The sequence below is a fragment of the Actinoplanes sp. 13 genome (genome assembly GCF_056134165.1).
This window is the reverse complement of record NZ_JBVYOQ010000018.1, coordinates 93,498-115,255: the sequence shown is the minus strand read 5'-3', so window position 1 is coordinate 115,255 and position 21,758 is coordinate 93,498. Positions and strand designations below refer to the sequence as shown.

Sequence of the window (21,758 nt, the reverse complement as noted above, 5' to 3'; positions counted from 1 at the left end):
CCGTCCGGTGAGCGGGAAGCGCTAGCGTGAAGGACATGTCAGTTCCGAACGATCCGGCGCCTGCGCTTCAGGCGTATGCGCACCCCGACAAACTGGTCACCACCGAGTGGCTCGCTGCGAACCTGGACACGCCTGGCCTGGTCGTCGTCGAGTCGGACGAGGATGTGCTGCTCTACGACTCGGGCCACATCCCGGGCGCGGTCAAGGTGGACTGGCACCTCGAGCTGAACGATCAGCTCACCCGCGACTACCTCGACCCGGCCGCGTTCGCCGAGATGTGCGCCGCCAAGGGCATCGGCCGCGACGACACGATCGTGTTCTACGGCGACAACTTCAACTGGTGGGCGGCGTACGCGCTGTGGGTGTTCAGCCTCTTCGGGCACCGTGACGTGCGGCTGCTCGACGGGGGCCGGCAGAAGTGGGCGGCCGAGGGGCGCGCGCTGACCCGGGACAAGACGGTGCGCCCGCAGGCGGAGTACCCGGTGCCGGTCCGCAACGACGCCGAGATCCGGGCCTTCCGCGACCAGGTGATGGGCCACATCGCCGGCGGGCGGCCGCTGGTCGACGTGCGCTCCCCGCAGGAGTACACCGGCGAGTTGACGCACATGGAGGCGTACCCGCAGGAGGGTGCGCTGCGCGGCGGCCACATCCCGGGCGCGTTCAGCAAGCCGTGGAAGTCGGCGGCCAACGATGACGGCACGTTCAAGCTGCAGGACGAGCTGCTCAAGATCTACCAGGACGAGCTGGGTCTCGAATCCGGCGACGACATCATCGCGTACTGCCGGATCGGCGAGCGGTCGAGTCACACCTGGTTCGTCCTGCGCCACCTGCTGGGCTACCCGCAGGTCCGCAACTACGACGGATCCTGGACCGAGTGGGGCAACCTGGTGCGGGCGCCGATTGCTCGCGGGCCCGAGCCGGGCGGATTGAGCTGAGTGGAAACGGCGTCGCCTCCGGGCGGCGCCGTTTCTCGATGAACCGGATCCGGGGCCGTCGGCGATAGGCCAGATGTGCGACGCAGAAGACAGCCACCGGATCCACCGGTCACCCGGCAGACGCCGCTCGGCCAGCAGAGCAGTGATGCCGATCTGCTGCGCGCCGTCGCTGCCGGGGAGACCGCAGCCCTGCGACTGCTGCATCACCGTCACGCCGGCTGGCTGCGTGCCCGGCTCCGCCGGCGCTGCGCCGATCCCGATGTCGTCGACGCCGCCGTCCAGGACACGTTCGTCGCTCTGTGGCGCGGCTCCTTCCGATATGCCGAGAGCGGCACCGATCCCGCCGCGTGGATCTGGACCATCGCTGTCCGCCGGCTCGTCTCGGCGCTCCGAGGCCCGGGCAACCGCCGGCTGAGCGGCGCCACCGATCAGGTCCCCGACGTCGCCACCACCCCGTCCGCCGAGGAGCTGGTGCTGCTCGGCGTGGAGCACGGCGCCCTCGGGCCGGCGCTGGACCGGCTCTCGCCGGAGCTGCGGGTCCTGATCGAGGCGACTGCGCTCGACGGTCTCACCGTGCGCGAGGCCGCGCGACTGGCCGGCATTCCGGAGGGCACCGCCAAGACCCGCCTCATGCGGGCGCGGACCAGGTTGAGGGAGCTGCTGGCATGACCGACTGGCACATCGATCCCACCCTCCAGCGACAGTACGAGCAGGGTGATCTCCCGCCCAGCCGGCTGATGGCCGTCGAGGCGCACATGCTCGGCTGCGGCCCGTGCCGCTCCCGGGTGCCGGTCGACATCACGTGGCTGACCGGCAACTGGGAGATCGTGTTCGACACGATCCATGCGCCACGAGTCGGCCCCGTCCAACGGCTGTTGATCCGGGCCGGCCTGCCCGAGCACCGGATCCGGCTGCTCGCCGCCACGCCGGCTCTGCGCTGGTCGTGGCTGGCCGCGACGGCTGCCGTGCTGGTCCTCGCGGTGGTCGCGGCCTGGCTCGGCGGCTCCGGGTCCGACATGGTGAGCGTGCCGTTCCTGACGCTCGCGCCGATCCTGCCGGTGATCGCCGTCGCGGGGGCCTACGGTCCGCCGGCCGATCCGATGCACGAGATCACCGGGACGACTCCGGCAGCCGGCCCCGCGCTGGTGCTCTGGCGGGCCGTGTCGGTGATCGCGGTGGCGGTGGCGATGGCGGCGGTCGCCGGGGTGCTGCTGCCCGGACCGGCCTGGCATGCGGCAGCGTGGCTGTTGCCCGCGCTCCTGCTCTGCACCGGCACGCTGGCGGTGGCCACCGTCCTCCCGCTCCCGGTTGCCGCGGGCGTGTTCGGAGGCCTCTGGCTCACCGGATTGTCTGGTGTCGCCCTGGCGCAGCGGGAGGTTCTCGTGCCGGTGGTGTTCGGGCCGGCCGCTCAGCTGAGCTATCTCACCGCGGCCGCGGTGGCCGCCGCGATTCTGATCCAGCGGCGCCGCCGCTTCGACCCGGGAGCCACTCGATGATCACTGTTACGGTTCATGGGCTGGGGAAACACTATGGCGCGACGACAGCGCTCGACTCCGTCGACCTGGAGATCCGGTCGGGGGTGACCGGGCTGCTCGGCCCGAACGGCGCGGGCAAGAGCACACTGCTGCGCTGCCTGGCCACCGCGCTCGCTCCGGACACCGGGTCGATCCGGATCAGTGGGTTCGACCCCGCGACGCCCCGTGAGCGCACCGAGGTGCGCCGCCGGATCGGCTACCTGCCGCAGAACCCGGGGCTCTATCCGAATTTCTCCGCCTACGACCTGCTCGATTACGTGGCGGTGCTCAAGGAGCTGACCGACGCGCGGCTGCGGCGGGCCGAGGTCCGCCGGGTGCTCGACGAGGTCGACCTCGCCGACCGGGCCAGGACGAAGGTGCGCAAGCTCTCCGGTGGCATGCGGCAGCGGCTCGGGCTCGCGCAGGCGCTGCTGGGTGACCCGGCGCTGGTGATCCTCGACGAGCCGACGGTCGGTCTCGACCCGGAGCAGCGGATGGGGTTCCGGGCGCTCGTCTCGCGGCTCGGCGAGCGGCGCACGGTGTTGCTCTCCACCCACCAGACGGAGGACGTCGGCGCACTGTGCGAACGGGTCGTGGTGATGAACGCCGGCCGGGTGGTTTTCGAGGGCGCGCCGCGTGACCTGGCGGCCGTGGCCGAGGGCCAGGTGTGGCTCTCCGAGAACGCCCCGGTCGGCAACACGGCGTATTGGCGCAATGCCGACGGGCTCTACCGGACGATCGGCCGCCGGCCGGACGGCGCCGAGGCGGCACGGCCGTCCATCGAGGACGGCTACCTGTTGTTGCTCGGCACTTCCGTGGCCCGCGAGGCAGTCCGATGACCGTCACGGCGGATCGGGTGGAGCGGCCGGCGCCGGCCGCCTCGGTCGCGACGAGGGCCCTGGCTCGGGCGGAGGCGCGGCGGTTGTGGCGCAGCCCGTTCTACCGCGGCGGCGTGCTGCTGACGATCGCGCTCACGGTCGCCTGGTCCTGGACCCGGATGCCGACGTGGGACACCTTCGCCCAGAGTTCCGGGATGGCCTCGCTGGTCCTGTCCGCCGCGATGCTGATCGCCACCCATCTGGCCGCGAGCCGTGACCATCGTGCGGGCGCCCAGGAGTGCACCATCACGATGCCGATCGGTCCGGCCCGGCGAGAACTGGCCCGGTTCGTGGCGGTGCCGATCGCGGCAGTGACCGGCGCGGTCAGCTGCCTGGTGGAGTTACTGCTGCTGGCGCCGACCTGGCCGGTGGGACGGTTCGACCCGTGGGCGGTCGCGGTCGTCGTGGTGATCCCGGCGATCGGCGCGGCCGTCGGATCCCTGGCCGGTGGCGTTCTGCCCGGTGTTGCCGTCGGCCCCCTCACCGTGGCGGCGCTCGCCGTGCTGATGTTTTCCCTGCTCGTCCTCCCGTCGTCGCCGAACGACCTGCCGACGGCCCTGTGGCCGGTGCCGGAGCCGCCGTGGGGCGTCGGCGCGGACCGTCCGACCGACTGGCACATGCTCTATCTGTGCGGGCTGCTCGTCATGGTCATCGGCGTGACGATGTGGCGGAGGCGGCCGGTGGTGGCGGCTCTGACAGTCGTGGTGGCGGTCGCGTTGTCGGCTCTCGCGGTGCAGCGCCAGGTCGAGGAGACGCCGTGGGAGATCCGTCTGGAGGACACCGTCGCCCTCACCGGCGTCGCTGTTCTCGACTGCCGGACCCATCATGAGGTGCGCTACTGCTCCTTGCCCCACTACGCGGGATGGACGACGTATTGGCGGGAGGCTGTGGAGCCGGTGGCCGACCGCCTCCCGGCCGGTGCGCGGCGCCCGGTGGTGCGGCAGCTCGCTGACATGGACGATCTGGAACCGATGACGCCGGGCCAGCCGGAGATCACCACGTCGACCGTCTGGGGACGGACCGGCCGATGGGCGGAGCAGTCACGGAAGAACATGACGAGCTACTACGCGGCTGCGGCCGTCGGGCTCGCCCGCCGGGACGCGGCGGTGACCGGCAGCTGTGACGGCGCCGGCCAGCACCGCACCGTGGCCGGGCTCTGGCTGATGGGCCAGGCCGGGCCGGCGGACGCCCACCGGCTTCTGCGGAGCGGCGATCTGCGGCTGCCGATGGTGCGGTACGGGGCGGCCGAGACGGAGGCCGCGCTCGCGCTGCTGGCGAGACCACGTGACGAGGTCACCCGTCATCTCGCCACGCACTGGGCAGACCTGCTCGACCCGGAGTCGACGGCGCTGGCCGGCCTCGGCGTGACCCTCACCCCGCCGCGGCTGGAGGCGGCGCCGGGCGCAGTGGTGGCCGGTGAAGGTCCGTCTCACGACGCCGGTGTCTGTCGATGAGTGACCTCCTGACAGGACACCCCCCGCGTGCGGTGTCATGGACCCTCCTGCGCGAAGTGTCACGAAACCTCTGGCGTGCGGTGTCGTGGTGGCCCTTGGCGGCCGCGGTGCCGCTGGCGGTGCTGGCCCAGGTCCCGGTGCTGTTGGCGGAGCCGCCGAACCGGGCGGCGCTGACCGGGGCGTGGCTGGCAGCCGGCGTGCTCGGGGCGGGGGCCGCGTTCGCACTTCCGGACGCCATGACGTCCACAGTGATCACTCCGGTGCCGCGGTGGATCCGTCAGTGGCTGCGGACCCTGCTGACGGTTCTGCCGGCGGCTCTCGTCTGGGCCCTGCTCCGGCTGGGAGTCGGGCAGATCGCTCAGCCCGCGGTCACCGGGTCCTGGTTCGTCGTCCTCCAGGCGGCGGTGTGCGGGTTGCTGCCGGTGGCCGGCGCTGCGATCGCAGCCCGGCACCGTGACGCCGCGACGGGTGCCCTGGCCGGGCCGGCCGTGCAGGGGGTCGTGCTGGTCGGCACACTTTTCTGCACCGGCCGGGCCTCCCCCTGGTCGGTGCCGGACGGCGACTGGACGGCGGCCCATCAGAGCTGGCTGATCGCGCTCGGCCTGGTGCTGGCCGCGCTGCTGCTCGCCAACCGGGAGACGCCCACCGTCCGGCCGGCGAAGCGAAATCGCGTGCGCACGGCAGATGTGACGCGGGACGGCGCGGCCATCGGCAAACCGACCTGATTTTGTCGGTGCCAACCGGTACCGTCCCGCACCGTGAGCAACACGTTCCAGGTCGACCTCCGGGGCATCGTCGATCTGCTCAGCCACCATCTGTACGCGAGCCCACGCGTCTACATCCGCGAGCTGCTGCAGAACGCCGTCGATGCGATCACCGCGGTCGGCCCGGAGCACACCGGCACCGTGGCGATCGTCACCGGCGACACGTTGCGGATCAGCGACAACGGGATCGGTCTCACCGAGGCCCAGGTGCACGAGCTGCTGGCCACCATCGGCCGCAGCTCGAAGCGTGACGAGCTCGGTTTCGCCCGGCACGAGTTCCTCGGCCAGTTCGGCATCGGGTTGCTCTCCTGCTTCATGGTCGCTGACGAGATCCGGGTGCACACCCGGCGGGAGGACGCGCCTCCGGTCCTGTGGACCGGTTTCTCCGACGGTCGTTACGAGGTGCGCCCCGGCCCGGAGCGCGAGCCCGGCACCACGGTCACCCTCCTGCCGCGCCGCGGCGCCGAGCACTTCCTGACCAGCCGGACCGTGACCGAGCTGGCCGGTCAGTACGGTTCGTTGCTCCCCGTCGAGGTCTCCGTCGACGGGCACGTCGTCACCGGTGGCGGCCTGCCGTGGGAGCTGCCCCAGCAGGCCCGGATGGCGTGGGCGGAGAGGACCCTCGGGTTCCGCCCGTTCGACGTGATCGACCTGAACGTGCCGGCGGCCGGGCTCACCGGCGCCGCGTTCATCCTGTCCACCCCGGTGAACCCGGCGAGCCGGGGCGGGCACCGGGTCTACCTGAAGCGGATGCTGCTGGCCGAGAGCGTCGAGGGCCTGCTGCCGGAGTGGGCGTTCTTCGCCCGGTGCGTGGTGGACAGCGCCGAGCTGCGTCCCACCGCGAGCCGGGAGTCGCTCTACGACGACGGCCAGCTCGCCGAGACCCGGGAGGCGATCGCCGACCAGATCCGGGGCTGGCTGGTGCGGCTGGCGGCCACCGACCCGCGCCGGCTCGGCGAGTTCCTGCGCGTGCACCACCTGGGCGTCAAGGCCCTGGCTCTGCATGACGACGAGATGTTGCGCCTGGTCGAGCAGTGGTACCCGATGCAGACCAACATGGGGGAGATCACGCTCGCCGAGTTCCGCGAGCGGTACGGAGTGTTGCGCTACGCCGCCACCGCCGACGAGTTCCGGCAGCTGGCCGCGGTCGCCGCGGCTCAGGACGTCGGCCTCATCAACGGTGGGTACGTCTATGACGCCGAGCTGATCGAACGGCTCGCGAAGACAGATCCGCAGGTCCGGGTGGAGCGCCTCGACCCGACCGACCTGACCACCCGGTTCCTCCCGCTGGACGCCGAGACCGAGCTGCGGCTGCGCCCGTTCCTGGCCGCGGCCCAGCGCCGGCTCGACCGGCTCGGCTGCGAGGTCGTGGTGCGGGCGTTCGACCCGGTCACCCTGCCCGCGCTCTATCTGGTCAGCCGGGCGGCCGCGTTCCACGACGACTTCACCGCAAGCCGCGACCAGGCCGACGATCTGTGGGGCGGTGTGCTCGACGCGCTGTCGCAGACCGTCCCGACCGACCGGCCGCAGCTCGTGCTCAACCACCGCAACCCCCTGGTCCGCCGGGTGGCCGCCCTCGGTGACGCGGAGCTGGCCGGCCTGGCCGTCGAGTCGCTGTACGGGCAGGCGCTGCTGCTCGGCCACCATCCGATCCGGCCGTCCGACGCGGCGCTGCTGACCACGTCGTTCCTCGGCCTGCTGGACCGCGCCGTTCCTGGGGAGGACGCCTGATGAAGACCGCTGACGAGCTTTGGGGATTGTTGTCCCAGGCGGAGGACCTGCCGTTCGGTGCGGCACAGATCGCCCTGGTCGAGCAGGTGCTCCGGCACGCCGACGCGACCGGCGACCCGCAGCTGGCCTTCTACAGCCGGCTGCTGGCCACGAACGCCTATGTCTACGGTGGCGAGCCGGTGAAGGCGTTCCCCACCTTCTCCTGGTGTGTCGCCGACTTCGACCGCAACCCCCAGCCGTACCACCAGCGCTGGATGCACAGCCTGCTCTGGCTCTTCAAGACGATGGTCAACTCGCTGACCGATTTCCCCGAGGTGCCGCTGGCCCGCACCAGCGCCGTCCTGGACGACATGGAGCGGCGGTACAGGGAGCACGGCCAGGGTCTGCAGGCCGTCTACAAGCACCGCTATCTGGTGGCCCGGCACGTCGGTCACCTGACGGAGGCGGAGGACTGGTTCGAGAAGTGGCAGTCCACGCCGCGTGACTCGCTCTCCGACTGCGCCGGGTGCGACCCGACCACCCTGCTCCGGCACCTGAGCGACAGCGAGCGTTACGACGAGGCCGTCGAGCGTGGGGTGGCGACGCTCGCCGAGGAGCTGAACTGTGCCGAGCAGCCGCAGGGCATCCTGAGCGAGTTGATGGTGCCTTACCTGCGGGTGGGGCGGCTCGACGACTCTGCCGACGCGCATCGCCGTGCCTATCTGATCGAGCGGAACAACCTCGCCGACCTGTGGGGCATCGCCGACCACATCCGGTTCTGTGCGCGGACCGGGAACGAGCACCGTGGTCTGGAGATCCTGCAGCGGCACATCGACTGGCTGGACCGGGCGCCGTCGCCGGCCTCGGCGATGCAGTTCGCGGCGGCCGGTGCCGCCCTGCTGGGCCGGGTCGCCGAGCTCGGGCACGGTGGCTCCCCGATCCGCCGTGCCGGACGCGATGACGTCACCGCCGCGGCGCTGGCCGAGGAACTCGCGACGGTGGCAACCGATCTGGCCGCCCGGTTCGACGAGCGCAACGGCACCGACCGGCAGAGCACGCTGATCAACGAGGTGCTGACCGAGAAGCCGTACGGTGTCGAGCTCAACCTCTCGGCCACCGCCCGGCGCCGTGCCCCCGTGGTGGTCAGCCCGGCCGTCCAGCCGGCGCCGGCGCCGATCGAGGTCCCGCAGGTCTCCGCCGCCGAGCTGCTCGACCTCGCCGACCAGCACTGGGAGGACGATCGGTACGACGCCATGTCCGCCGTCCTGGACGCTTTCGAAGCGCGGTTCGGCGAGCCCGAGGACGCGCTGCTCGCGGCGCGGCTCTGGCGAGCGCGTGGCCAGCGGCTGCGGGAGGGCGACGACCAGGTCGGCTGTGTCGCCGCGTGGGAGCGTGCGCTGGAGTTCTACGAGCAGGCCGGCGACATCGCCCAGGCGGTCAAGCTGCGGTCCCGGCTCGGCCTGGACCGGGTTTTCGCCGGGGCGCCGGCGGAGGGCCTGGCCGCGGTCGAGGCCGAGGTGGCCCATTTCGGCGAGCGGGGTGGTCCGCGCGACCGTGCCGCCGCGTGGATGCGGCTGTCCCGGATGTACGCGGCTCTGGACCGGCACGACGAGGCCAACGAGGCGATCGATCGGGCCGACCAGCACCTCGAGGTGGAGCCCGATGCGCGGCGGCGCGCCCACCACGCGATGGTGCGCGCTCAGGTCCGGGGTGCGGCACACCGGCACGAGGAGGCGTTGGAGGCTGCCCGCGGCGGGTGGGAGTTCTTCCGGGCGCACGGCCCGGCCCGGCTGAGCGCCTTCGCCGCGGCGGTGGTCGGCCAGCTCAGCGCGAATCCGGTGGAGGCGGTGACGGCTCTCGACGAGACGCTGGCCACCGGGGTGCCCGGTGCCGAGATGACCGCCCGGGTGCACCGGGCCCGCGCGTTGATGCAGCTGGACCGGGCTGCCGAGGCCGTCGACGATCTGGTCGAGGTGGTGGCGCTCTGCGCCGAGAGCGGGCTGGACGAGGGCGGTGTGTTCGCCCGGCAGGACCTCGCGCAGGCGTACCGCCTGTCCGGTCGGCTCACCGAGGCGGTCGAGGTGGCCGAGGAGGCGCTGCTGGGTTTCGAGCGGCTCGGCTTCGAGGAGCCGGCCAACGACACCCGGTTCCTGCTCGCCGCCGTTTACCGTGATCTCGACGACACCACCCGCGCGCTCGCCGTCTATCGCGACCTGCTCGAACGGCTGGCGGACAATCCAGCGGGCCGGGGGCAGATCGGTGAGCAGGCGGGTCAGCTTCTCTACGACCTGGATCGGGACAGCGAGGCCGCCCTGACCTTCCGGGCCGCCGCCGATGCGCTCCGTGAGTCCGGCGACCCGGTGGGCGAGCTGCGCCTGTTGCGCCGCCGGTTGATGGCCCACAACTACGCCGACGAGGTGGACGAGGCCGAGGAGGTCATCCGGCTGGCCGCCCAGCGGTACGCCGAGCTTCCCGCTGAGGCGGCCGATGAGCCGGAAGTGCGGTGGGGCAGGTCCATCTTCGCCTTCGAGGTCGGTAATCTGCTGATGCGCCGTGGCCGCTTCGGCGAGGCGGTGCCGCACTTGCGGGGCGCCCCGGAGCGGCTGCGGGAGATCGGCGCCGGCGACGACGCCGACCGGGTGGCGGGCATGCTCGCCGAGGCGCTGCTCCGGTCGGGTTCGGCCGGCGAGGCCCGGCAGATCCTGGAGGCGGTGCTGGCGGGCCGGGACCTGGAGTCCGCCGGGCTGGAGTGGGCCGCCGAGCTGTACGCGGAGGCTCGAGCCGCCGAAGATTAGGCTGAACGACCGTTAAGTGAGGGCTTGACATCGGGTTACAGTTGCCGAGTGACGACGGTTGAACAGCGGCATCGGACCACCCCGCCGGCGCCTCGGCGGCGGTCCCGCCGCGACGAGATCCTCGAGATCGCGGTGGGACTCTTCGCGTCCCGTGGTTACCACGGTGTGTCGATGGACGACATCGGCTCCGCCGCCGGCGTCACCGGCCCAGCCCTCTATCACCACTTCGCCGGCAAGGAGGCGATGCTGGTCGCCGCGCTGATCCCGGTCAGCGAGGGCCTGCTGGCCGGCGGTCAGGAACGGGTCGCCCGCCACCCTGACAAGGCCGAGGCGGCGCTGGCCGATCTGATCGACTTCCACGTGGACTTCGCCTTGGCGAACCCCGCGGTGATCGCCCTGCACCTGCACGAGCTGGACCGCCTTCCCGAGGAGCCGCGCCGGCAGATTCGCCGGCTCCAGCGGCTCTACGTCGAGGAGTGGGTCGCCGTGCTCTCCCGGGTGCGCCCCGAGCTGGAGGCTGCGGAGGCCCGGGTGCTGGCACACGCCGCGTTCGGCCTGATGAACTCGACGCCGTTCCTCGGCGGCGAGGTGGAACGCCGCCGCCGGGCGGACCTGTTGCGCGACGCCGCGATGCACGCGCTGACCGGCCACTAGAAAATAGGGACCCGGCCCGGCGCGGCGGCCGCTGCCGCACAACGACGACGACCCTCGCGCTCGGGCCGCACCATCGGCAGCGCCCGTTACGGACAGGAGACCCCTGCCGCGGGCGGAGGAACCGACAGAAGAGAGCGCCATGATCGAGTCGTTGCTCGTCGCCAACCGGGGTGAGATCGCCCGCCGGATCATCCGCACCGCGAAGCGGCTGGGGATCCGGACGATCGCCGTTCACTCCGAGGCTGACGCGGAGATGCCCAACGTCCGTGAGGCCGACGAGGCCGTCTGTGTCGGGCCGGCGAACCCCGCCCAGAGTTACCGCAACACCGAGGCGATCCTGGCGGCCGCGAAGTCGACCGGCGCCCAGGCCATCCACCCCGGCTACGGCTTTCTCAGCGAGAACGCCGACTTCGCCCGCGCGGTCGAGGCCAACGGCCTGGTCTGGGTCGGCCCCGGCGCCGACGCGATCACCGCGATGGGCGACAAGATCAATGCGCGCAACCTGATGGCCGCGGCCGGCGTGCCGGTCGCGCCGGGCACGCGGGAGCCGGCGGCAACGGCCGAGGCCGCCCTGGAGGCGGCTGCCGCGATCGGCTTCCCGGTCATGGTGAAGGCGGCGGCCGGCGGCGGCGGGATGGGCATGGCGGTGGCCACCGACGAGGCCACCCTGCGCACCGAGCACGAGAAGGTCCGCGCCTTCGCCGAGCGGATGTTCGGTGACGGGTCCGTGCTGATCGAGCGCTACTTTCCCCGGGTACGTCACGTCGAGGTGCAGATCCTCGGTCTCGCCGACGGCCGGGTGATCGCCCTCTCCGAGCGGGAGTGTTCGGTGCAGCGGCGCAACCAGAAGCTCGTCGAGGAGGCGCCGTCGCCGGCGGTCGGCCCCGAGCTGCGGGAACGTCTCCTGGCAGCAGCCGTGAAAGCTGGCGAAGCGGTTAATTACCGCAATGCGGGCACTGTGGAGTGTCTGCTCGACCCGGCCGCCGGTGAGTTCTTCTTCCTGGAGATGAACACCCGGCTTCAGGTGGAGCACCCGATCACCGAGATCATTCACGGCATCGACCTGGTCGAGCAGCAACTGCGGATCGCCTCCGGGCTGGCCCCCAATGTGGATCTCGCATCGGCCACCAGCGGTCACGCGATCGAGCTGCGGATCAACGCGGAGGACCCGAAGCGCTTCCTGCCCGGCCCCGGGAAGGTCGCGACCTGGGTCGAGCCGTCCGGCGAGGCGGTACGCGTCGACTCCGGTTATGCCGAGGGGACCACGGTCACCCCGTTCTACGACTCCCTGATGGCGAAGCTGATCATCTCCGGCTCCGATCGGGCGGAAGCGATCGCCCGGGCGCGTGCCGCGGTCGCCGGATTCCAGATCGCCGGCCCGAAGAACAACCTTCCGTTCTTCGCCGAGTTGCTGGAGAACCAGGAGTTCCTCTCCGGCGACTACGACACCGGCATCGTCTCCCGGATGCGGTGAGCGGACGACATGAGCGAACCGAAGAGCAGCGCACCCGTCAGTGCGGTCTCCATCCGCGAGGTGGCGCCCCGCGACGGCCTGCAGAACGAGGAGCCGATCCCGGCCGATGCGAAGGTGCAGCTGATCGACGCGCTGAGCCGGACCGGCGTGCGGCGCATCGAAGCCGTCTCGTTCGTGCACCCCAAGGCCATTCCGCAGATGGCCGACGCGGACGAGGTCTGGGCGCGGGCCTGGCACAACCCGGACGTGCGTTACTCGGCACTGATCCCCAACTCCCGTGGCGCCCAGCGGGCCATCGCGGCCGGTTTTCGGGAGATCGAGGTGGTGGTGTCGGCGAGCGACACCCACAACCGGCGCAATCTGAACCGGTCGACCGAGGAGTCGCTGGACGACATCGCCCAGCTGATCCCGCTGGTGCACGACGCGGGCGCGACACTCGAGGTGATCGTCGCGACCAGCTTCGGCTGCCCGTTCGAGGGTGACATCGATCCGGACCGGGTGGCCGGCATCGTGGCCCGGGTCCGCGCCGACGGCGCAGATCGCATCGCCTTCGGCGACACGACCGGCATGGGAACCCCGCGGCGGGTGCGTGACCTGCTCTCCGCGGTGCGCCCTGATCTCCTGCACTTCCACAACACCAGGGGTACGGGCCTGGCGAACATCCTCACCGCGCTGGAGCTCGGGGTGACCGAGTTCGACGCCAGCGCGGGTGGTCTGGGCGGGTGCCCGTACGCGCCGGGCGCCTCGGGGAACGTGGCCACCGAGGAGGTCGTGCACATGCTGCATGACATGGGGATCGATACCGGAATTGATCTCGATCAGCTGATCGAGGCGGCTGGACTGGCTGAACGCCTGGTCGGCCGATTCTTGCCATCGGGAGTCCTGCGCGCGGGTCCCCGAACGCGCACTGTGTGATTCTCGCCCCTCTTTCCTACGATCATTTTTCCGATTTGCCCGCGTGACTTTCGGATCGCTCCCGTCGTTACCAATACCGAGTGGCCAATATCGCCTGTTCCTGCCTCATAGGTGGCGAAGTAGGTGTATAAGCCACCGGTCGACAACAACGACGAGGGGTGAGTCATGGCGGGCTGGGAGGTCGAGCGCGAAGCGCGCACGGCGTGCCGCCTGTCGGTCGCCCATGGCGTCTCCCCGCTCATGCCGTCCCAAAGCCAGGGGACGGAGCGGCGACCGGAGCGCCGCGTGGGACGTACCGGTTCCCGGTGGGTCCTGCGTGCACTCGTCGTCGGTGGCCTGGCCGGGGCAGCGTGGCTGCTCACCGGCTCCGCCGCACACGCGGCCGACCACGAGCGCGAGCCGGAAGGCTCGCTGCTCGGGTCCGCGCTGCACAGTGTCGCGTCGGTGGCCGGCGACGAACCCCAGGTCGGCGAACTCCTGAAGGCGGCCGTCCAGCCGCTGGAGTCCACACCGAGAGCCCACCGGCGTCCCGCCGTGACGTCGATCCTCACGGCACCGGAACGGGTGCTGTCCGAGCCGGTGGAAGCGCTCGACAAGGTCGTGCACGACGGAACCGCGATCGACGCGGAACCCGTCGGCGCGGTCATGCGTACGGTGTCCGCCCTGCCGCGTACCAGCGACGGGACAGCGGACCACCGGGCCGGGACCGAGCCGGCGGCGACCGCCGCGGACGTCGTGACCGAGCCGGCGGCGGCCGTACCGGCCGATATCGTGCCGGTTGAAGCGCCGGTGGAAGCGCCGGTGCGGGTCACACCGGCTGCCGTCCCCGACGAGGTGACTCCCCGCAAGGGCACCGACCGCGCCCGGGTGGAGGCGCCGTCGGAACCGCTCGCCGAGGCGAGCGACAGCACCCGTGCCTCACGTGCCCCGATCGGCTCTCCCCGGGTCCGGCACGACGAGGCAGGCTCCAGGTCCCACGTTCATCGGCATGCTCCGGCCGCCCGGCCGGCAACGCCGGAGACGATCCGCGAGGACGAGCCCGGCGACCAGCCGGAACCGGTGCGGATGAACCTCGGGACAGTCAGCGGCATCCCGGCCGGTGGGCCGGGAGCGTCTCCGGAGGTCGGCTCGGCAGCCGTCCTACCGGCCCGGTCCGGGAACAGCGCGGTGGACCACCACCTGCGCCGGCCCGCGACCGATGTCGAGGTCCGGCGGCACGACGCCGAGGCCCCGACCGTCTCACCTGACTGAGTGAGGGCCCGACGGCCGAAGCCCCCTGGCCGTCGCTTCCCACCGGCGCTTCGGCACCGCGTCCGGGCCACGTGATTCCCCAACCGTTTGCGCACAAGCGGCGAATCCCGGGACCGCCGGAGAACATCACTTTCCACTGCTCGAAGCGCCGGCACATGGGCGCGGTCGACAGGCGGAGTCAGGGCCGGAGAAACGCGCCAGGGCACCGCTGCGCCCGAAAACGGATTCCGGAACCAATTCAATTTAATACGCGGAAATTATTGTGCTGACCATTGCGAAAGGCATCTCTTTCTCATGAAGAAGACGTGGGTCCGTAAGACTCTCAGCGTCGGCGTCCTGGCCGCCGGTGCTCTCCTGTTCGCCCCCGCCGCCGCCCAGGCCGACGAGATCGGCCAGCTGACCGCCGGCAACAGCGGCATCGGCACCGGGAACCAGATCTCCCTGCCGGTCACCGTGCCGGTCAACCTGGTCGGCAACTCGGCCGCCGTGGCCGGGTTCTCCCAGGCCCGGGGCGTCGGCAACAACGTCCTGCTGGAGCACGGCCGCGACGGTGGCGGCACCGACGTGGACCAGCTCAGCGCCGGCAACTCCGGCGTGCTGACCGGCAACCAGATCTCCGTTCCGATCACCGTGCCGGTGAACGTCTCCGGCAACTCGGCCGCCGTGCTCGGCAAGTCGACCGGTGTCGGCGTCGGCAACAACGTGCTCTTCCAGGAGAGTGCCCGTTCCGAGAGCGGCTTCCGGCACAACGACGGTCGCGACGGTGGCGTGAACAGCGTCGGCCAGATCGCCGCCGGCAACTCCGGGTTCCTGACCGGCAACCAGCTCTCGGTGCCGGTGACGGTTCCGATCAACGCCTGTGGCAACTCGCTCGCGCTGCTCGGCGCCAGCCAGGGCGTCGGCGTCTGCAACAACGTGGTCGGCGTGCCGAACAGCCGCAAGTCGGGCTGGAACCTGGAGAGCAAGAAGGGCAAGCACGCCGAGAACGGCTGCTGCGACAGCGACCGTGACCGCGGCCGGGGCACCCGGGTCGGCCAGCTCAGCGCCGGCAACCGCGGCTTCCTGACCGGCAACCAGATCTCGGCGCCGATCACCGTTCCGATCAACGCCTGCGGCAACTCGCTCGGCGCGCTGCTCGGCAGCTCGACCGCGGTCGGTTCCTGCAACAACGTCATCATGGACGGCGACACCGGCCGCAAGCAGATCCGCTGGATCAAGCCGGGCCACGGTAAGCCGATCTTCGGTGACGACGTCTGGGGCGACGACGGCGTCCGTGGCGACCACGGCCACCGGCCGTACCCGGGCCGTCCCGACGTCGACGACGACAAGGGCGGCTACGGTCCCGACGACGACGGTGACGTTCGTGGCGACAAGGGCTACAACGACACCAAGCCGGACGCGGTCGACAACGACGGTTACGGCGACACCAAGCCGGACGCGGTCGACAACGACGGTTACGGCGACACCAAGCCGGACAAGTACGGCACCAAGACCGGTGGCCGGGCGACCGAGAACTCCCCGGTCGGCGACCTGACCGAGCGTCTCGGCGGCGTCGGCAGCACCGACCTCGGTGGGCTCAACGTGCTCCAGGCCGTTCGCTGACCTGAGGCAACAGATCCGGGTCGCGCCGTCCTGGGCGTGACTCGCGCCGGGCCGCTGCGGCGCCGGTGACCGCCGGAGCTTCTCCACAGCGCCGGTAGCAGTGCAACGCCACGGGAGTCCTCGCCTTCGCGAGGACTCCCGTTCGGCGTTGCCGGGAGCCGTTCGGTGAGCTAGCCTAACGCTCGTTAAGGATAACGACCGTTAAGGACGGGTGGTCATGGACGGCGACGCACTGGCCGGAGTGCGCAAGCGTGTGCTGGCCGGCGGCGCCGAGCGGTACCACGCCGCGAACGCCGCCAAGGGCAAGCTCTTCGCCCGGGAACGGGTCGCGCTGCTGGTCGACGAGGGCTCCTTCGTCGAGGACGGGCTCTATGCCAACAGTCTGGCCGACGGGTTGCCCGCCGACGGCGTGATCACCGGAGTCGCCCGGATCGACGGCCGGGACGTCTGCGTGATGGCCAACGACTCCACGGTCAAGGCCGGCTCCTGGGGTGCACGCACGGTCGAAAAGATCATCAGGATCATCGAGCGGGCGTACCGGCAGGGTGTGCCGATGGTCTACCTGGTGGACTCGGCCGGCGCCCGGATCACCGACCAGGTCGACCTCTTCCCCGGCCCCCGCGGCGCCGGGAAGATTTTCCACAACCAGGTCAAGGCCTCCGGCTCGATCCCCCAGGTGTGCGCGCTGTTCGGGCCCTCAGCCGCGGGCGGGGCGTACATTCCGGCCTTCTGCGACGTGGTCGCCATGGTCGAGGGCAACGCCAGCATGTACCTCGGCTCCGACCGCATGGTCGAGATGGTCACCGGGGAGAAGACCACCCTCGAGGCGATGGGCGGCGCCCGGGTGCACTGCGCCGAGTCCGGCGTCGGCCACTTCCTGTGCAAGACCGAGCAGGACGCGCTCGACGTGGTCCGCACCTACCTGTCGTACCTGCCGGCCAACTGGACTGCGAACCCGCCTGCGGCGGCGAGCGCGGAGCCTGCCGGTGTCGATCTGGCCGCGCTGGTTCCGGCCAGCGAGCGGCAGGCCTTCGACATGCGGCGGTACGTGAAAGGTCTGGTGGACGAGGGCTCGTTCTTCGAGATCCACGCGCTGTGGGCGCGAGAGCTCACCGTGGGGTTCGCCCGCCTGAACGGCGAGGTGATCGGCGTGGTGGGCAACAACTCGATGTTCAAGGGCGGGGTGCTCTTCGTCGACTCCGCCGACAAGGCCACCCGCTTCGTCCAACTCTGTGATGCTTTCAATGTGCCGTTGCTCTTCCTGACCGACGTCCCCGGCTTCATGGTCGGCACGGCTGTGGAGAAGCAGGGCATCATCCGGCACGGCGCCAAGATGATTACCGCGATCTCCGAGGCGACCGTGCCGAAGATCTGTGTCGTGGTCCGCAAGGCGTACGGCGCCGGGCTGTACGCGATGGCCGGACCCGGGTTCGAGCCGGACGCCACGATCGCGCTGCCCACCGCGAAGATCGCGGTGATGGGCGCCGAAGCGGCCGTCAACGCGGTCTACGCCAACAAGATCGCGGCGATCGAGGATCCCGACGAGCGGGCCGCGTTCGTCGCCGGGCGCCGCGCGGAGTACGAGCGCGACATCGACATCATGCGCCTGGCCAGCGAACTCGTCGTGGACGCCGTGGTGGAACCGGGCGACCTGAGGGCCGAGCTGGTTCGGCGGTTCGCCGCGGCGCGCAACAAGGAACGTGCGTTCTCTCGGCGCCGGCACGGCGTCACGCCTGTATAGAAGGGATCGTCATGGTCGACTTCCGGCTCGGTGACGAGTACGAGGAGTTGCGCGCGAGCGTGCAGGACTTCGCCCGGGAACAGGTCGCTCCGGTGATCGCCGAGCATTACGAGAAGAAGACCTTCCCGTACGAGCTGGTGCGGCAGATGGGCAAGATGGGTCTGTTCGGTCTGCCGTTCCCGGAGGAGTACGGCGGCATGGGCGGCGACTACTTCGCGCTCTGCCTCGCGCTGGAGGAGCTGGCCAGGGTGGACAGTTCGGTGGCGGTCACGCTGGAGGCCGCCGTCTCGCTCGGCGCCATGCCGATCTACCGGTACGGCACGCCTGAGCAGCGCAACCAGTGGCTGCCTCGGTTGACCAGCGGCGAGGCGCTGGCCGGTTTCGGTCTGACCGAGCCGGGCACGGGTTCGGACGCGGCCGGCACCACCACCCGCGCGGTGCTCGACGAGGCGACCGGCGAATGGGTGATCAACGGGACGAAGGCGTTCATCACGAACTCGGGCACCGACATCACCTGCCTGGTCACCGTGATGGCGGTGACCGGGACGAACTCGGACGGGTCCAAGGAGCTGTCGACGATCATCGTGCCGTCCGGCACCCCAGGGTTCACGGTCGCCCCGCAGTACTCCAAGGTCGGCTGGTGTGCCTCGGACACTCACGAGCTGTCCTTCGACGACGTCCGTGTCCCGGCGGCCAACCTGCTCGGCGAGCGGGGCCGGGGTCTCGCCCAGTTCTTGCGGATCCTCGACGAGGGGCGGATCGCGATCGCGGCGCTCTCGGTCGGGCTGGCCCAGGGCTGCGTCGACGAGTCGGTGAAGTACGCGCAGCAGCGCACCGCGTTCGGCAAGGAGATCGGCCGGTACCAGGCCGTGCAGTTCATGATCGCGGACATGGATCTGCGGGCACACACCGCTCGGCTCGGTTATTACGACGCGGCCGCCCGGATGCTGGCCGGCGACGACTTCAAGCGTCACGCGGCGATCGCAAAGCTGCACGCCAGCAACGCCGCGATGGAGAACAGCCGGTACGCCACCCAGGTGCACGGCGGGTACGGCTTCATGAACGAGTCGGCGGTCGGCCGCTTCTATCGGGACGCCAAGATCCTGGAGATCGGCGAGGGTACTTCCGAGGTGCAGCGCATGCTGATCGCGCGTGGCCTCGGGCTCTAGCTCCACCCGTACACCAAGAAGGTTTTCGTTGTAATGCGGAAGACGGCCCGGCCGCGGCGATCAAGCCGGCAGGGCCGTCTCCGTCTCCGTGCTGCCCGCCACCGCGCACGGGTTGACCGTGTCGCGGATGGTTCGCAGCGAGGTCAGCAACTGGGACATCTGCTCCTCGGTGAGCAACCCCACATACCACCTCTGGACCAGCTCCAGGTGGCCCGGCAGCACCTCGGCGAGCCGGCTCCGGCCGGCGTCGGTGATCACCGCGTAGGAGCTGCGCCGGTCCGTCGAGCAGGCCTCGCGGCGCACCAGGCCACCACGTTCCATCCGGTCGACGACCCGGGTGACGCCGCTGGTGGAAAGCGTGGTCTGACCGGCCAGGTCGGTCATCCGCAGGCGCTGCCCGGGTGAGCGCGCCAGGCGCATCAGCACCTCGAACTCCACCGGGGAGACGCGGTGCTCCTCGAGCTGCGCGGTGAGCCGGTTCATCAATCCCGTGTAGGCCTCTGCGAGCAGGCCGATCGCGGTGAGGCGCGGGTCGTCCAGGTTCTCGGTCACGAGGTCAACACTAGCAGGCGCTTGACAGGAGGAATATTGCGGAGCATATAGTTGCTCCGTCAGACAAGCATCCCCAGAGGTTCGAGAGAAGGCAGTGTCATGACCGTCAGCACCCGTGAGTTCGAAGGCCTCCAGATCCCCGCCGCCGGCACCTACGAGCTGGACGCGGCGCACAAGCGGGTCGGCTTCGTGGTGAAGCACCTCATGGTCAGCAAGGTCCGCGGCCAGTTCGCCGAGGCGAGCGCCACGATCGTCGTCGGCGAGAGCCCGCTCGACACCGTGGTCACCGCGTCGATCAAGACCGCGAGCATCGAGACCGGCCAGGTCGACCGCGACAACCACCTGCGCACCGGCGACTTCTTCGAGGCTGAGAAGTACCCGACGATGGAGTACCGCAGCACCGGCGTGAAGTCGCACTCCGGCGCGGAGTTCGTTCTCTCCGGCGAGCTCACCATCAAGGACGTGACCCGGCCGGTCGAGCTGGTCGTCGAGTTCGAGGGCGCCACCACCAGTCCGTACGGGCAGCACCTCTTCGGTTTCAGCGCGCACACCGAGATCGACCGTGAGGACTGGGGCCTGACCTACAACATGGCCCTGGAGACCGGTGGCGTGATGATCGGCAAGAAGGTCAAGATCGAGATCGAGGGCGAGGCCATCCTGCAGCAGGGCTGATCATCGCCCGCAGGTCGAGCCGATCGCTGTCTGATCGTCCACAGTCGAGGCGCCTTCCGGATCTCCGGACGGCGCCTCGGCCATTTGGCGATCATCTCGCCGGGATGGCAGGCTAACCGAACGCAAGCGTTCGATCACAGAGCGGTGATCGACATTCGGTTCGTCCCTGGCTGTCCGGGAGGGCCCATGGGCAAGGATCTGGTGAACGCCGTCTTCTCGCCGCAGGACCGGGTCCGGTTTCGGCACAAGGTGCGGGACTGCCTGCATGTTCTCGGCCGGATGCTGGACGCGGGGGCGTTCGACCCGAGTGAGCGCACGACCGGGCTGGAGATCGAGATCAATCTGGTCGATGCGGACGCTGACCCGATCATGCGGAACGCCGAGATCCTCGACGCCCTGTGCGACGCGCGCTTTCAGCCGGAGCTCGGCAAGTTCAACATTGAGTTCAACGTGCCACCCCGGTCGATCGCCGGCGACGGGCTCGGGGAGTACGAACGGGACATCCTGGACGGTCTGCGCCGGGCGGCCGAATGTGCCCGCAAGGGCGAGAGCCGGCTCGCGCTGATCGGCATGCTGCCCACCCTCTCCCCCGGCCACCTGGTGCTGGACAACCTCTCCGGCGGTGAGCGCTTCAAAGCACTGAACGCTGAGATCATCGGTGCCCGTGGCGACGACTTCCGGATCGACATCCGCGGCGTCGAGCGGTACAGGGGCACCAGCGACTCGATCGCACCGGAGGCGGCCTGCACCAGCGTGCAGTTCCACCTGCAGATCGCGCCGGCCGACTTCGCCAGATATTGGAACGCCTCGCAGGCGCTTGCCGGGGTGCAGGTCGCGCTGGGCGCCAACGCGCCGTTCCTGCACGGCCGGCGACTCTGGGCGGAGACCCGGATCGTCTTCTTCGAACAGGCCACCGATCCACGTCCGGACGAATTCCGGGCGCAGGGCGTACGCCCGCGGGTGTGGTTCGGCGAACGGTGGATCGACTCGGTCTTCGACCTGTACGAGGAGAACGTCCAGTTCTTCCCGCCGCTGCTGCCGGAGCTGTTCGACGAGGATCCGGCGGCAGTCTGGGAGTCCGGCAAAACCCCGCGGCTGTACGAACTACGCCTGCACAACGGCACCGTCTACCGCTGGAACCGCCCGGTCTACGACGTCATTGACGGCCGCGCGCACCTGCGGGTGGAGAACCGGGTGCTCCCGTCCGGGCCGACGGTCATCGACATGGTCGCCAACGCCGCGTTCTATTTCGGGCTGGTCGCCGAACTGGCCGAGGAGGAGGACCCGATCTGGTCCCGGCTGGAGTTCGCCGCCGCGGCGGAGAACTTCCGCAACGGCGCCCGGGACGGCATCGACGCCGCGATGCACTGGCCGGGATCGGGCCGGGTGCCGGTCGCCGAGCTGGTCCTGGAGACGCTGCTGCCCCGCGCGTACGCCGGACTCGACCGGTTCGGGGTGCAGCCGGCACAGCGGGACCGGTTCCTCGGCATCATCGAGGGCCGGTGCCGGACCCGGCGCAACGGCGCCACCTGGCAGACCGACGCGGTGCGCACGGCCGAGCAGTGCCGGGGCGCCGACCGGTTCGCGGCGGTGCGGGAGATGACCCAGCGATATCTGGAGCTGCAGTGGCTCAACGAGCCGGTGCACACCTGGCCGGTGGAGTGACCCGGGGCCTGTC

18 protein-coding genes are annotated in these 21,758 nt (G+C 70.5%); 17 read left to right on the top strand and 1 reads right to left on the bottom strand.

The annotated features are described in order from the left end of the window. The first annotated feature begins 35 nt into the window (after positions 1-35). The 15 genes from AC0NH5_RS29075 to AC0NH5_RS29005 all read left to right on the top strand — a co-directional run bounded on the left by AC0NH5_RS29075 (position 36) and on the right by AC0NH5_RS29005 (position 18,856). Positions 36-935 (top strand): sulfurtransferase, encoded by a 900-nt coding sequence (locus AC0NH5_RS29075; protein ID WP_474409839.1) that lies wholly within the window; start codon positions 36-38, stop codon positions 933-935. A gap of 75 nt (positions 936-1,010) precedes the next feature. Further along, positions 1,011-1,604 (top strand): RNA polymerase sigma factor, encoded by a 594-nt coding sequence (locus AC0NH5_RS29070; protein WP_474409837.1) that lies wholly within the window; start codon positions 1,011-1,013, stop codon positions 1,602-1,604. Next, the gene (locus AC0NH5_RS29065) at positions 1,601-2,431 is read left to right on the top strand and encodes a zf-HC2 domain-containing protein (RefSeq protein ID WP_474409835.1); all 831 of its coding nucleotides are present in this window, start codon (positions 1,601-1,603) and stop codon (positions 2,429-2,431) included. The genes AC0NH5_RS29070 and AC0NH5_RS29065 overlap by 4 nt, the downstream gene beginning before the upstream one ends. Next, the gene (locus tag AC0NH5_RS29060; protein WP_474409834.1) at positions 2,428-3,288 is read left to right on the top strand and encodes an ABC transporter ATP-binding protein; all 861 of its coding nucleotides are present in this window, start codon (positions 2,428-2,430) and stop codon (positions 3,286-3,288) included. The genes AC0NH5_RS29065 and AC0NH5_RS29060 overlap by 4 nt, the downstream gene beginning before the upstream one ends. Then, positions 3,285-4,781: a hypothetical protein gene (locus AC0NH5_RS29055; RefSeq protein WP_474409833.1), complete on the top strand. Its 1,497-nt coding sequence runs from the start codon at positions 3,285-3,287 to the stop codon at positions 4,779-4,781. Before AC0NH5_RS29060 ends, AC0NH5_RS29055 begins: the two co-directional genes overlap by 4 nt. Positions 4,782-4,837: 56 nt before the next feature. Beyond that, positions 4,838-5,506 carry a hypothetical protein gene (locus AC0NH5_RS29050; protein ID WP_474409831.1) on the top strand — a complete coding sequence of 223 codons (669 nt, stop codon included), beginning with the start codon at positions 4,838-4,840 and terminating at the stop codon, positions 5,504-5,506. Positions 5,507-5,539: 33 nt separating this feature from the next. After that, entirely contained in the window at positions 5,540-7,276 is a 1,737-nt protein-coding gene (locus AC0NH5_RS29045) for an HSP90 family protein (protein WP_474409829.1), read from the top strand. Beyond that, positions 7,276-10,050: a tetratricopeptide repeat protein gene (locus tag AC0NH5_RS29040; RefSeq protein ID WP_474409827.1), complete on the top strand. Its 2,775-nt coding sequence runs from the start codon at positions 7,276-7,278 to the stop codon at positions 10,048-10,050. Before AC0NH5_RS29045 ends, AC0NH5_RS29040 begins: the two co-directional genes overlap by 1 nt. Before the next feature lie 48 nt (positions 10,051-10,098). Continuing rightward, entirely contained in the window at positions 10,099-10,704 is a 606-nt protein-coding gene (locus tag AC0NH5_RS29035) for a TetR/AcrR family transcriptional regulator (protein ID WP_474409825.1), read from the top strand. Between the two features lie 139 nt (positions 10,705-10,843). Then, positions 10,844-12,178: an acetyl-CoA carboxylase biotin carboxylase subunit gene (locus AC0NH5_RS29030; protein WP_474409823.1), complete on the top strand. Its 1,335-nt coding sequence runs from the start codon at positions 10,844-10,846 to the stop codon at positions 12,176-12,178. A gap of 9 nt (positions 12,179-12,187) precedes the next feature. Beyond that, entirely contained in the window at positions 12,188-13,093 is a 906-nt protein-coding gene (locus tag AC0NH5_RS29025; protein WP_474409821.1) for a hydroxymethylglutaryl-CoA lyase, read from the top strand. A gap of 285 nt (positions 13,094-13,378) precedes the next feature. Then, a complete protein-coding gene (locus AC0NH5_RS29020) occupies positions 13,379-14,344 on the top strand; it encodes a hypothetical protein (protein ID WP_474409819.1) in 966 nt (321 codons plus the stop codon). Between the two features lie 294 nt (positions 14,345-14,638). Beyond that, positions 14,639-15,946 carry a chaplin family protein gene (locus AC0NH5_RS29015; protein ID WP_474409817.1) on the top strand — a complete coding sequence of 436 codons (1,308 nt, stop codon included), beginning with the start codon at positions 14,639-14,641 and terminating at the stop codon, positions 15,944-15,946. 211 nt (positions 15,947-16,157) lie between these two features. After that, a complete protein-coding gene (locus AC0NH5_RS29010; protein WP_474409815.1) occupies positions 16,158-17,687 on the top strand; it encodes an acyl-CoA carboxylase subunit beta in 1,530 nt (509 codons plus the stop codon). Positions 17,688-17,698: 11 nt separating this feature from the next. After that, positions 17,699-18,856: an acyl-CoA dehydrogenase family protein gene (locus AC0NH5_RS29005; RefSeq protein ID WP_474409813.1), complete on the top strand. Its 1,158-nt coding sequence runs from the start codon at positions 17,699-17,701 to the stop codon at positions 18,854-18,856. Between the two features lie 60 nt (positions 18,857-18,916). On the opposite strand, the gene AC0NH5_RS29000 is transcribed toward AC0NH5_RS29005, so the two are convergent. Further along, on the bottom strand, positions 18,917-19,408 hold the full coding sequence (locus AC0NH5_RS29000; protein ID WP_474409811.1) for a MarR family winged helix-turn-helix transcriptional regulator: 492 nt from the start codon (positions 19,406-19,408) through the stop codon (positions 18,917-18,919). A 99-nt stretch (positions 19,409-19,507) separates the two neighbouring features. On the opposite strand from AC0NH5_RS29000, the gene AC0NH5_RS28995 reads away from it, so the two are divergent. Then, positions 19,508-20,080: a YceI family protein gene (locus AC0NH5_RS28995; RefSeq protein ID WP_474409809.1), complete on the top strand. Its 573-nt coding sequence runs from the start codon at positions 19,508-19,510 to the stop codon at positions 20,078-20,080. Positions 20,081-20,266: 186 nt separating this feature from the next. Further along, a complete protein-coding gene (locus AC0NH5_RS28990) occupies positions 20,267-21,745 on the top strand; it encodes a glutamate-cysteine ligase family protein (protein WP_474409807.1) in 1,479 nt (492 codons plus the stop codon). The last annotated feature ends 13 nt before the right edge of the window (positions 21,746-21,758 follow it).